The sequence below is a fragment of the Collinsella sp. AF19-1LB genome (genome assembly GCF_003459655.1).
Classification (GTDB): Bacteria; Actinomycetota; Coriobacteriia; order Coriobacteriales; family Coriobacteriaceae; genus Collinsella.
This window is the reverse complement of the sequence record NZ_QRWO01000023.1, coordinates 1-12,896: the sequence shown is the minus strand read 5'-3', so window position 1 is coordinate 12,896 and position 12,896 is coordinate 1. Positions and strand designations below refer to the sequence as shown.

Genomic DNA, 12,896 nt, shown 5'->3' with positions numbered 1-12,896 from the left:
CTCCAATTCCAAAATGTTAGGTTCATGCCTGCTGCCCATACTTGCACCTGCGCACGGTACAATGGTTGGGTTACGACCAACGTGCCAATAACCAAAAAGGAGCCGCTATGATCGATCGCTATACCCGCCCGGAGATGGGACACATCTTCTCCCTCGAGAACAAGTACGCCATTTGGCAGGAGATCGAGGTTCTGGCCTGCGAGGCCCAGGCGGAGCTCGGTAAGATCGGTATTTCCAAAGACGAGGCCCAGTGGATCCGCGATCATGCCAACTTTGAGAAGGCGAAGGTCGATGAGATCGAGGAAGTCACGCGCCACGACGTCATTGCCTTCCTGACCAACATGAAGGAATACATCGATGCCGATGTTCCCGAGGGCGACCCCAAGCCCAGCCGCTGGGTTCACTATGGCATGACCAGCTCCGATCTGGGCGACACGGCTCTGTGCTACCAGCTCACCCAGGCCTGCGACTTGATCATCGAGGACGTCAAGAAGCTCGGCGAGATTTGCAAGCGTCGCGCCTTTGAGGAGCGCAATACGCTCTGTGCCGGCCGCACTCATGGTATCCACGCCGAGCCGATGACCTTCGGCATGAAGTTTGGCTCTTGGGCCTGGGAGCTCAAGCGCGATCTGGATCGTCTTGAGGACGCCCGCAAGAATGTTGCCTTCGGCGCCATCTCGGGCGCTGTCGGCACCTACAGCTCCATCGAGCCGTTTGTCGAGGAGTATGTCTGCGAGCACCTGGGCCTGGTTCACGACCCGCTGTCCACGCAGGTTATTAGCCGCGACCATCACGCCTATCTCGCCGGTGTTCTTGCCACCACGGCGGCCACCTGCGAGCGCATCGCTACCGAGGTTCGCAATCTGCAGAAGACCGATACCCTCGAGGCCGAGGAGCCGTTCCGCAAGGGTCAAAAGGGCAGCTCCGCCATGCCGCACAAGCGCAACCCCATCACCATGGAGAAGGTCTGCGGCCTGTCGCGCGTCGTGAAGGCCAACGCGCAGGTTGCCTTCGACAACGTCGCCCTGTGGCACGAGCGTGACATTTCGCACTCCTCTGCCGAGCGCGTCGCCCAGGCCGATAGTTTCATCGCGCTCGACCACATGTTCCAGTGCCTCATCCGCGTTATCGACGGCCTGCAGTTGTATCCCGCTCGCATGATGGCCAACCTCAACAAGACACGCGGCCTCATTTTTTCCTCCAAGGTCCTGCTGGCCCTCGTCGACACGGGCATCACCCGCGAGGACGCGTACGCCATTGTGCAGGAGAACGCCATGGCAACCTGGCACGAGGTACAGGATTGCGTCTCCGGCCCCACCTTTAAGGAGCGTCTCGAGGCTGATCCGCGCTGCACCGTCAGCCAGGAGAAGCTCGACGAGATCTTTGATCCGTGGGACTTCCTCACCCGCATCGACACGGTCTTCGATCGTCTGGAGCAGCTGAGCTTCGAGTAGGGTTGACCTAATTCGACCGCCTGCGGATGCATTTCAACCATTGGCGCCTTGCCCGTTTTGGGCAAGGCGCTTTTTTCACTGCCGCATTGGCTCCCGGTAATAAAATGAACTTTACTGCTGTTTCGATGAAAGGAGGAGCGTGCCCAGACGTATCAAGCGAGTCGCCATTGTCTCGTTTACGCTCATGCTCCTTGTTGCTGCCTGTGTGGTCGCCCTGACGTATACCGTTCGAAGCAGTTCTTCCTCCTCGAATGAAGCCGACAAAGATCTCCCAGTACTCAAAATCGGCGTTACGGATAACGACCCCTATGTGTATATCGATACCACGGGCGATTACGTCGGTATCGATATCGACATCGCCCGCGAGGCCTGCAAGCGTGCGGGGCTCAAGCCACAGTTTGTCGATATTGACTGGAACGATCGCGACCGGCTGCTCAAAAACGGTGATATCGATTGCCTGTGGTGTGATTATTCTCCCTGCTATCGCGAGGATAAGTATTACTGGACCGAGCCGTATTTAACCGTGCCGGTCTCGGTTGCCGCCAAGAAAACGAGCGGCATCAAGTCCTTGGCGCATCTCGATGGAAGCAAGACCATCGCGGTGATTGCGGGCTCGGTGAGCGAACGCCGATTGCTCGCAGGGGATCTGGAAATCTCGCCGGACGTGCAAATCAAATCGTACGGTTCTGCCGAGCTCTGCAAAGCCGCCCTCGCCAAAGGGTATGTCGACTGTTGGATGGCGGACGTTCAGTCGCTTGATCGACTTGTCGCCCAGTATCCCGGCCTTTACCGCGTGTTCGCTGACAACGTTATGACGGTTGACCTTGGCGTCGCGTTTAAGGACGGCTATGAGGGGGAGTACGTCAAAAACCTCAATACCGTGCTGTTCGAGATGGATCGAGATGGCACGATTGAGCGCATTGTGGGCAAGTACAAGGCAGGGGCGACGACGGACGGGCAAGGAGCGGAATCATGACAAATGATGAGCGCCGCTTGCGCCGAAAGGCATTAGTCACCGCGGCTATCTGCGTTGTGGTCAGCGCTGTCCTGTTGGGTCTGCTGTATATGGTCGGCACGCATCGCTGTCTCGATAAAACGCTTGGGTTTGGTCAGGAAACCATGGTGTTTTTAAAAAACGCCTGCGAAAAATATGACCGATATGAACAGGGAAGAAAAACCGAAGCGACGCACAATTTGGATGCCGCGCTCGAGTCGTTTTCGACGTTCTTGCCGTCTGATCACGTTGAAGTCAACGATGACCTCGTCGAGGAGTACGTCCATACCGAGCACCTTTCGGGAATGTTGGTCATGGACGCCGACGGCCATATGGCCGCTCATTACGATATTGATGGTCGCGATCCGCTGATGCTGTGGCGAGAGGAGCTGGCCTGTTCGTCGGTCGCATCGATGTATCGAGGATCCAAGGTGTCCTACTCGACGGTCGTTGAGCGTCGCGATGTCGACTTTGCCGTGAGTGTTGTTCCGTACGGTGATGGCGTAGCGCTGGGGTATCGATCGCTTGCGCCCGAGCCCGCCGATGATTATTCGTATACGATCGCCGACGTGCTCGTGAACAACACATTCCATCAGAGCCCAACGGTGCTCGTGATGCGCGATATGCAGATCGTTTCCTCAAACGATTCGAATGTCGATCTAACCCTTGCCCGGCTTCTTGCCGATAGCGGAATTGATTGGAAAGACGAAGGCTTAACACGTATCGAATATCGGGGAAGTACCTGGTATGCCGTGCGTGCGGCGTATGAGGACTATCGCCTGTTTGCGCTTTATCCCAAATCTGAGGTCATGTCGGGCAGGATTTCATTTATCGCTGCCGGCGTGCTGGTGTGCTTGGCGTTTTGGGTTGTAGTGCTGTTGGCGCGCAACATTGCCGATCGTCGCAATTTGGCCGAAAAGGACAAGCAACTCGGCATCATCAATGCTATCAGTTCCATATATGAGTCGACCTTCCTGCTGCATCTCGATACGCTCGAGATCGAGGGAATTAACATGTCGCCATCGGTGGCAAAGATATTTTCCGAGCACGCCGAGGTGTATGACTTTTTGACAACGGTTTGCCGAGACATCGTGAGTCCCGAAAGCCGCGAGGCGGTCATGGAGCTAATAGATATAAGCACGCTTCAGGACCGTATGGAGGGCATGCCGTACTTGGATGCCGAGGTACGAGATTGCCGAGGTACGTGGTATTCGCTGCAGGTTGTTCCACAGCGCCGCGATGAGCAGGGTCGACTGGAATCGGTCGTCGTGGCGACGCATAACATCTCGATGACAAAGCGCGCCGAGGAGCTTTCTTTCCAGGACAAGCTGACGGGACTTCGCAATAGAAATTACCTTGAGTCCCTTGGCGACGACCTGGTGAACGAGTCCCTGCCCGTGAGTGTGATCATGATGGACTGCAATTTCCTCAAGCGCACCAATGATCTCTACGGTCACGAAATGGGCGATGAGCTGCTACGGCGTACTGCATCTGTATTGAAGCGGACGGCAGGCGAGAAATTTGTACCCATGCGCGTTGGTGGAGACGAGTTCTTGCTGATTTGCCCTCACACCGATCGCGAATCCGCATGCAAAGTGGTGCAAGATCTTCGCCTCAGCCTTGCTGCTGCGAGCGATGAGGTGCTGACAGTCAGTGCGTCGTTTGGCGTCGCGACGGCAGAGACACCCGGATGTTCGCTGACCGAGATGTACCACATCGCTGACCACAACATGTATCAAGAGAAACGAAAAGTTCACGCTCGGGAAGCAGATTGCTAGTATTGCTACCGCCGGTTTGCGCATTGGGGAATGTTGAATCGGTGCCCGCGATACTTTATCGGTTCGGACGGGGATAATAGACGTCTGAAATTGCTTTACGAGAGGGGAACGCAATGATTAGTTTTGATTACAAGCCTCAGGGCGTATGCACTCGCAATATCCACCTTGACCTGTCCGATGACGGCAACAAGGTGGTGGGCGTCGAGTTTACCGGTGGCTGCAACGGCAATCTCAAGGCTATCTCTAAGCTGGTCGAGGGTGCTCCTGCCGATCGCGTCATCGAGGTTCTCGCTGGTAATACCTGCGGTATGAAAAAGACTTCTTGCGCCGATCAGCTCACGCGCGCTATCGAGGCCGCTCGCGCCGAGATCGCCTAATGAGTATCGCCGACCACGTCAAGAACGGAATATCGCGCCGCGGCTTTGTGCTCGGAGGGACTGCCGCGGGCGCTGCCACGGTGCTTGCCGGATGCTCAAAGAAAACGGGTACCAGCGACGACGCCGCCGGCGAGCCGCAGGTTATCAAAGACGACTCAAAGATTGTCTCGATTACGGATGAGTATGAGGCCGTCGATATCGATCTTGAGCCCATGGCGACATGGACATTGCCCTTGGGTACGCTGCTGTACTACTGCGACGGCGATTACGCCGCGGCGATGATGGCCCCGGCGTCTGCGCTGCATGCCAACACGCTTGGCGTGCTCAACTTGGGCGACGGCTCGCTCACGACGCTCATCGAGGATCCTATCGAAGGTGCGGGGTATTCGTTTTACGATGTCCGCGCCGGCGATGGCGTGTTTGCGTGGGTTGAGATGAACTTTGCCAATTCATCGTGGAAGCTCTACGCTCAAAATCTGTCGGGCGCTTCGCTCTCTGGCGACGTGGTTGAGCTCGATCGGGGTGGCAAGGACTATGATCCGCCCCTGTTTACGGCGTTCGGGTCATCGGTCATCTGGTATAAAATGCCTTCGGCAGGCGGCAATAAAACGAGTAGTGATTCGTTTTGCTATCGTCGCTCGCTTGATGAATCCAAGGCCGAGACAATTTGGAAATCGACGGGCCGCTTTGCATCGGCCCCGCGTGCGAGCGACGGCATTTTGACCATCTCGCCGCGTGTCCGCAACGACGAGGGCGTCTACTACGGCATAACGGCAATCGATCTGACCGACGGCAACAACACCAAACGTGCCCAGCTAGTCCTTCCCTCGTCAGTCTCGCCTTTCGAGGCCGTATATATGGGCGATACCTTCGTGTTTTCTATCGAGGCGACCTATAGTGGCGTGGGCAGCTTGGGCAACATGGGCACGTATATCGGTAATGAGGGAGGGTCGTACCTCTTCCTGTCACGCGAGCCGCTCGCATGTGCGGCTGGCAAGAAGAATAAATACCTTGTTAAGGTGCAGGCATCGCATTTCCTGATCGACACCTCTGCCAAGACCTATGGCTCGCTGCTGTCGCCCGACCGCGCTTTGGAGTATGGCGATTATCCAGCTACGGCGGGAAAATCGGACTCATTCCTTACGTACGCCACGGTGCGCAACAGCCAGGGTATACCAGAGACGGTCACTGCACGCCTATTCTCTCTTTAAGCTTAGAGGGGTTAAAAAGGCGCCAACAGGGGAATAAACGCGTTGTAATTGTGAGTACCGCCCGCCGAGCTGCCGCGTCATAGCGGCATCCGGCGGGCTCAGGTGCGTTAAAATGGGCTTGTTCTTAGCTAATTGAGACAGGGGGGCCGTGTTATGGCTTCAGATGCAAAAAAGATTCTGCTGGTCGAGGATGAGAAGGCAATCCGTGACGCCGTCGCTGCCTATCTCGAGCGCGAAGGCTACTGGGTTGTGGGCGTCGGCGACGGCCAGTCCGCGATCGAAGAGTTCGAGAAGCATCAGTTTGACCTGGTCGTGCTCGATCTTATGCTCCCCAAGATCCCCGGTGAGCGCGTTTGCCGCACTATCCGCGATACCTCGGATGTGCCCATTATCATGCTTACCGCCAAGGGTGAGATCGAGGACCGTATTATCGGTCTTGAGCTCGGCGCCGACGACTATCTGATCAAGCCGTTCTCGCCGCGCGAGCTCGTCGCCCGCGTTCGCGCTCTGTTCCGCCGTGCCCATCAGGCCGACGAGCCCGCCGTCGAGGTACTCGACTTCGGCGATCTGGTCATCGATATCTCGGGCCACAAGATCTTGGTCGAGGGCAAGGAAGTGGACCTGACCGCTTCCGAGTTTAAGCTGCTCACCACGCTTGCTCGTCATCCCGGCCGTGTGTATAACCGCATGGAGCTGGTCGAGAAAGTGCTCGGGTATGACTTTGAGGGCTATGAGCGCACCATCGATAGCCACGTGAAGAACCTTCGCGCCAAGCTGGGCGATGATCCCAAGAAGCCCAAGTGGCTCTACACCGTCCACGGTGTCGGCTATCGCTTCGAGGCTCCGGCCAAGACCGATAAGTCGGACGAGAAATAGGGAAATCACATATGACACCTGCGCGCTTTGAAATCGGACAAAAGCACAAGCAGGAGAGCGAGGCGGGTTCCAAGGCTAGTTGGAACACGCCTCGTTCCGATTCACGGCCAACGATGAGCTATCCCTCGCGCATGGCACTTGCTTTTGCTCTGACATCGCTCATGACGGTATTGGTGCTGGTGGGCGTTGTCTCTGTTGTGTGGGGCACGGTCTTTTCGGATTACACGCGCTCCAATATCGTCGAAATCGCAAATTCCGCAGCCGAAAAGCTTGCGACGTCGTACGAGGAAAACGGCAATTGGACTGCGGGCGAGCTGCGCACGGTCGCGACATCGAGTTTGGTGTCCGACGATTTGGGCATGCAGGTCGTCAATAAAAAGGGCGTTGTTGTCTATGACGACTCGTGGCCTTCGGCAAGTGCGACTGCCGATGTGCGCGAGAGCGAATCGGCGTCTCGCAGCTCGAGAGGTAAAAAGGCCTCGCATAGCCCGGTTTCGTCGGCGCCCACCGACTCCGATAGCGTGGCCAACGTCGAAATCATAACGCCTTCCGGCCAGCATGTCGGACAGGTAAAGCTATGGGCCATCGGCTCCGATGCTCTGCTCACCAAGGCAGATTCTGCGTTTAGAGAGAAGACCTTTAACGCCATGGTCCTTGCCGCGGTTGTTGCAGTCTGTATCTCGGTCGTTATCGGATCGTTCATGTCGCGTATGCTCACCAAGCCGATTCATCGTATTACCAGCACGGCCAAACAAATTCGCGATGGCGATTTGTCCGCTCGCACGGGCTTGCGCGGCGATGACGAAATCGATCAGCTGGGTGAGACCTTTGACGAGATGGCCACTTCGCTCGAGAAGGATATGAAACACGAGAAACGTTTGACCTCGGACGTGGCTCACGAACTTCGTACTCCGCTTATGGCCATGCTCGCAACGGTCGAGGCCATGCAGGATGGCGTATATCCTACCGACGATGAGCACTTGGAGACTGTTGCTTCCGAGACGCGTCGCCTGGCTCGTCTGGTGCAGCAGATGCTCGACCTGTCGCGCATGGAAAACAGCACGGCTCCGCTCAACCTTGAGCCGGTGGACATGGTTCCTTTCGTGCGTTCCATCGTCAATGCCCAGGAGCGCCTGTTTGTCGACCGCGATCTGCGCTTGCGCTTTGCTGACGAGACCCAAGGTCACGACGATGTCGTCGAAGCCGATCCCGACATGATCACACAATGCGTCATCAATCTCATGAGCAACGCCATGCGCTACACCCCCGAGGGCGGTTGGGTCGTGGTGTCGGTGCTCAGTGACCGCAAACACGTCAGCATTGCCGTTTCTGATACCGGCATCGGTATTGCCAAGGATGACTTGTCGCGCATCTTCGGCCGTTTTTGGCGCGCCGATGCCAGCCGTGCCCGTGAGGCGGGCGGTCTGGGCGTGGGCCTCGCCGTGACTAAACAGATCGTCGAGCGCCATCACGGCTACATATCTGTGGAGTCGGAGCTTGGAAAGGGTACGACTTTTACGATTCATCTGCCTCGCGAGCACACGGCGGACGCGGCATCTACTACAATGGAGCACTAGCTTTTCGCTATTCGGTGAAGGAGGGGTTTCGTCCCTGCCGCTCCGAGTTTGCGAAAACGTGCGGGAAAGAACCCGCATTACTGTCGTATTTTGGTAAGGAGTGACTCACGTGACAACGATGGAGCGTCGTCCGGATTCCCGTGGCAAGGTTCGTGATATCTACGATGCCGGTGAAAACCTGCTGATGGTCGCCACCGACCGCATTTCTGCGTTCGACTTCATTCTTCCCGACGAGATTCCGTTTAAGGGAGAGGTGCTCAACCGCATCTCGGCATTCTGGTTCGATAAGTTTGCCGGCATCGTTCCCAACCACCTCGTTTCCATCGACCCGGCGGATTTCCCCGAGGAGTTTGCTGAGTATCGTGACTACCTCGCCGGCCGCGCCATGCTGGTTAAGAAGGCCCAGACGATTCCTATCGAGTGTATCGTCCGCGGCTATCTGACCGGTTCGGGCAAGAAGACCTACGACGAGAACGGCACCGTCTGCGGCATCCAGCTGCCTGAGGGCCTGACCGAGGCTTCCAAGCTTCCCGAGCCGCTGTTCACGCCGTCCACGAAGGCCGAGATCGGTGACCACGACGAGAACATCTCGTTCGAGCGTTGCTGCGAGATCGTGGGCGAGGATATCGCCACGCAGATTCGTGACCTTTCCCTCAAGATCTACAAGGCCGCTGCCGAGTACGCCGCGACCCGTGGCGTCATCATTGCCGACACCAAGTTCGAGTTTGGTGTCATCGATGGCAAGGTCACGCTGATCGACGAGTGCCTCACGCCCGATTCCAGCCGTTTCTGGCCTGCTGCCAGCTACGAGGAGGGCAAGATCCAGCCCAGCTACGACAAACAATTCGTCCGCAATTGGCTCAAGGCCAACTGGGATATGACGGGGGAGACCCCGCACCTGCCCGCCGAGGTCATCGATGGCACGTCCGAGCGCTATCGCGAGGCCTTCCAGATCATCACGGGCTCCCAGTTCACAAGCATGAAGGAGAACGCATAAGTGAGTACCCGTAGCGCCACGAACAAGCGCACGCAATCCCGCGAGGTTACCGGGGTTGCGCGCAAGTCCGCCGCATCTGCTAAGCCTGCCCGTCAGGCAGCGAGCTCTGTCCGCGTCGTGCCGGCTTCGTCTAAGGCACGCCGCAAAGAGCTCGAGAAGGGCGAGAACCTCGAGGGCCTCTCTAAAGAGGAGAAGCGCGCCCGCAAGGCTAAGCAGCGCGCCAAGGAGGATCGCATCTACACGGTGTCGAATATCCTTCTCAAGCAGGATGAGGACTACACCAAGCGCCGCCGCATCTGGTGGGCCGTGCTCGCTATCGGCATGGTGCTCGTCGTGGCCATTTGGGCCTCGCTGTACTTCGCTCCCGCTGGCATGGTGTCCAGTCCCGTCCAGATGGTCGGCATCGTTTTGTCTTACGTCGTCATTCTGGGTGACTTTATCTACGACTTCGTTCGTATTCGTCCCCTGCGCAACATGTACCGCACGCAGGCTGAGGGCATGTCCGACAATAAGCTCAACGCCCTTATCGAGCGCGCGGCTGCCGAGGAGGACAAAAAGGACTCCAAGAAGAAATAGCGTTTGCATTCATACTTATCGCTAAGATATAAGGCGCGTCGTTTTTGCGGCGCGCCTTTTTACTGTTCTATAGATAGATGGAGTGGCACATGATTCGAGCTGCCCTGACGGTTGAAGAAGCTCTGGAGGGCATGAAGGCCCTGGAGCCCAAGATTAAAAACTATGCGCGCCTGGTCGTCCGCAAGGGCGTAAACGTCAAGCCCGGCCAGGAAGTCGTCGTTCAGTCTCCGGTCGAGTGCGCGCCGTTTGCGCGCGTGGTGGTCGCGGAGGCCTATGACGCCGGCGCCGGCCACGTGACGGTCATTTGGGCCGATGATGCCGTGACGAGGCTCACGTACGAGCATGTCGATAAAAGCTATTTTGAGCAGACGCCCGAGTGGAAGCGCCTGCAGCTGGATTCCCTGGCCCAGGACGGTGCCTGCTTTATCTTTATCGAGGGTGCGGATCCCGCAGCCCTCAAGGGCATCGATCCAGCCAAGCCGGCCGCGGCATCCAAGGCGAGGAATACGCAGTGCAAAGTTTTCCGCCGTGGACTGGATTACAACATCAATCCGTGGTGCATCGCCGGCGCTCCGGTCGTGGCTTGGGCGCACGAGGTGTTCCCGGGAGACGCCGATGAGGTTGCAATCTATAAGCTGTGGAATGCGATTCTGCACACCGCTCGCGCCGATGGCCAGGACCCGGAGAGCGACTGGGAACTCCATGACGCCGCATTCGAAAAGAACCTGCGTTTCCTAAACGATAATCAATTTGATTGCCTGCACTACACCGCTTCGAACGGAACCGATCTGACGATTGGCATGACGAAAGGTCACGAGTGGGCCGGCGGCAAGGGCAAGACGCCCGATGGCCACCCCTTCTTCCCCAACATCCCCACCGAGGAGGTTTTTACCTCGCCTGATCGCATGCGCGCTGACGGAATCGTCTACTCGGCCATGCCGCTCATCCACCATGGCAATAAGGTCGACGATTTTTGGATTAAGTTCGAGGGCGGCCGCGTAGTGGACTACGATGCCCGTGTGGGCAAGGCAACGCTCGCAAGCATCATCGATACTGACGAGGGCGCTGCTCACCTGGGAGAGGTCGCGCTCATCTCCAAGAACACGCCGATCCGCGAAAGTGGCGTACTGTTCTACGATACGCTCTATGACGAGAACGCTAGCTGCCATCTCGCGCTAGGTGTCGGTTTCCCCGAATGCATCGAGGGTGGGTATGACATGTCCAAGGAAGAGCTCCTGGAGCATGGCGTTAACGTCTCGAGCACGCACGTCGATTTTATGATTGGCACGGACGACATCGATATTACGGGCATTACGCCTGATGGACGTGAAGTTGTGATTTTCCAGAACGGCCAATGGAGTTGGGAATAGTCCCAGACCGTGGTACAATGCCACCCGCGGGCCGTTAGCTCAGCTGGCAGAGCAGGGGACTTTTAATCCCAAGGTCCAGGGTTCGAACCCCTGACGGCCCACCATAGAATGGAAAAGCGACTGGCGGATGCCGGCCGCTTTTTTGTTGCCGCGACGCGGGTTCGAACCCGAAAGGGCGCGGAGCTGAGTAAACGCGTGAGCGTTTGCCAGCGCAGCGCGCAAGGCGCGAAGCGCCGCAGCGGCCGCCTGCGGAGCAGGCTGAACCCCTGACGGCCCACCCAAAGTAAGGAATACGAAATGAAAACAAATAGATACGGAATTAGCGGCAGCACATTAAAGATAATAGCAGCCATTTCGATGGTTCTCGATCATGTAAGCAGGATCGTCCTGACCAATGGAATCATGACTCACGCATCGTACAGTCAGATATCAGACGAACAGTGGGCGATTCTAAGCGAGGCTTCGGATATGCTTCATGTTCTTGGCAGAATTGCATTTCCCTTATTTTGCTTTTTGATAGTTGAGGGATTTTTGCATACTCATGACTTAAAGAAGTACCTGCGAAATATGCTTGTCTTCGCAATCATTGCGGAGCCCATATACGATTTCGTCCAAACCGGGCAACTATTTGACCTTCGGCAACAAAATGTTATGTGTGAGCTCCTGCTTTCCTTGGTCTTTTTGATTGTTCTGGAAAAGATACAAAGTCTTTCAAAACGGAAAAGATACATCGCAGAAACTGCTCTGATTGTTTTGACAGCACTGGCAGCTGAATACACTAAACTAGATGGCGGTGTGTATGGCATTATGCTTGTGGCTGCATTCTATTTATTCCACGACAGCAAGGCCAAGATGTTCTTTGCTGCAGTATGTGCAGTGCTCCTTTCGTCATGCCATATAGTTGGCGGCGGATTCGAGCTTGCTGCAGCTAATGTACTTAATCCTGATGTTGCTGCCGCGGTCGTTTCGTTGCTGCTTATCAATCTTTATAATGGTAAGCGAGGGCTGAAGCTCAAATATTTCTTCTACATTTTCTATCCGGCACATCTTGCTCTGCTTTATGGTGTCTCACTTATTGTTTTGAACTGTCTTTAAAAACTCTCAAACAAGTCTCTGAAAACGGAAACAAATTGACCCTAAGACTGCTTGTGAATTTCCGGAAGACCTGAGAGATGCGAGGATAGGCAACGAGGGCTGCAGAGAGATGCTTCTCAGTTCTCTGGCGGATCGCACGTATCTGTATGAGGATCACTTCCACACACTCATTAATAACAGTGATAAACACGGCAGATCCTCAAAACATGAGGCTGTGGAGGTCGAACGATGCTTCGAAAGCATGAATGGCAGCGAGAAAATGAGTTCGGAAGCGCCCTCTGGATGATCCAGCATAGAATAGAAAGCGATCGGCTCCGGCTGGTCGCTTTTTTGTTGCCGCGCCACGGGTTCGAACCCGAACTTCTCTATATATAAGAACGCTTGGCGAACAAAACCTGCCTTTTACCGACGGGAAACAAATAGCTGATGCTTTTGGAGTAAAGTGGCGCTCCAGAGATGACCGATGCCTTAACACCTATAAACCAGCTGGTCATCGCCAATATCAGAAGCCAATGCTTCAGTTTTAACCTCAGTGATGCGACTGAGGGACCTATTCATTTGTGAACAAAATATGGAGTGCGCGATTCCCGC

General features: G+C 56.0%; 11 protein-coding genes and 1 tRNA gene. All 12 read left to right on the top strand.

The window, feature by feature from the left end; all coding sequences use genetic code 11:
• Positions 1-107: 107 nt before the first annotated feature.
• The 12 genes from purB (at position 108) to DWX39_RS07690 (ending at position 12,305) form a co-directional block, all read left to right on the top strand.
• On the top strand, positions 108-1,454 hold the full coding sequence (purB, locus tag DWX39_RS07745) for an adenylosuccinate lyase (RefSeq protein WP_022093797.1): 1,347 nt from the start codon (positions 108-110) through the stop codon (positions 1,452-1,454).
• A 139-nt stretch (positions 1,455-1,593) separates the two neighbouring features.
• Complete coding sequence (locus DWX39_RS07740) at positions 1,594-2,430, top strand: ABC transporter substrate-binding protein (RefSeq protein WP_117634747.1); 837 nt, start codon at positions 1,594-1,596, stop codon at positions 2,428-2,430.
• Complete coding sequence (locus tag DWX39_RS07735; RefSeq protein WP_117759188.1) at positions 2,427-4,226, top strand: diguanylate cyclase; 1,800 nt, start codon at positions 2,427-2,429, stop codon at positions 4,224-4,226. Before DWX39_RS07740 ends, DWX39_RS07735 begins: the two co-directional genes overlap by 4 nt.
• Positions 4,227-4,339: 113 nt before the next feature.
• Positions 4,340-4,603 (top strand): TIGR03905 family TSCPD domain-containing protein, encoded by a 264-nt coding sequence (locus DWX39_RS07730; protein WP_117735816.1) that lies wholly within the window; start codon positions 4,340-4,342, stop codon positions 4,601-4,603.
• Positions 4,603-5,814 carry a twin-arginine translocation signal domain-containing protein gene (locus DWX39_RS07725; protein WP_117759186.1) on the top strand — a complete coding sequence of 404 codons (1,212 nt, stop codon included), beginning with the start codon at positions 4,603-4,605 and terminating at the stop codon, positions 5,812-5,814. Before DWX39_RS07730 ends, DWX39_RS07725 begins: the two co-directional genes overlap by 1 nt.
• Positions 5,815-5,967: 153 nt before the next feature.
• Positions 5,968-6,690, top strand: coding sequence for a response regulator transcription factor (locus DWX39_RS07720; RefSeq protein ID WP_006236208.1), 723 nt, complete (start codon positions 5,968-5,970; stop codon positions 6,688-6,690).
• 11 nt (positions 6,691-6,701) lie between these two features.
• Positions 6,702-8,267, top strand: a complete 1,566-nt coding sequence (locus DWX39_RS07715) for a cell wall metabolism sensor histidine kinase WalK (protein ID WP_117759184.1) — start codon at positions 6,702-6,704, stop codon at positions 8,265-8,267.
• 118 nt (positions 8,268-8,385) lie between these two features.
• Positions 8,386-9,264 (top strand): phosphoribosylaminoimidazolesuccinocarboxamide synthase, encoded by an 879-nt coding sequence (locus DWX39_RS07710; protein WP_117759182.1) that lies wholly within the window; start codon positions 8,386-8,388, stop codon positions 9,262-9,264.
• Positions 9,265-9,840: a hypothetical protein gene (locus tag DWX39_RS07705; RefSeq protein WP_117759180.1), complete on the top strand. Its 576-nt coding sequence runs from the start codon at positions 9,265-9,267 to the stop codon at positions 9,838-9,840.
• A gap of 89 nt (positions 9,841-9,929) precedes the next feature.
• Positions 9,930-11,210 carry an aminopeptidase gene (locus tag DWX39_RS07700; protein WP_117637906.1) on the top strand — a complete coding sequence of 427 codons (1,281 nt, stop codon included), beginning with the start codon at positions 9,930-9,932 and terminating at the stop codon, positions 11,208-11,210.
• Between the two features lie 28 nt (positions 11,211-11,238).
• Positions 11,239-11,314 (top strand) — tRNA-Lys (locus DWX39_RS07695).
• 193 nt (positions 11,315-11,507) lie between these two features.
• Complete coding sequence (locus tag DWX39_RS07690) at positions 11,508-12,305, top strand: TraX family protein (protein WP_117759178.1); 798 nt, start codon at positions 11,508-11,510, stop codon at positions 12,303-12,305.
• Positions 12,306-12,896 lie beyond the last annotated feature (591 nt).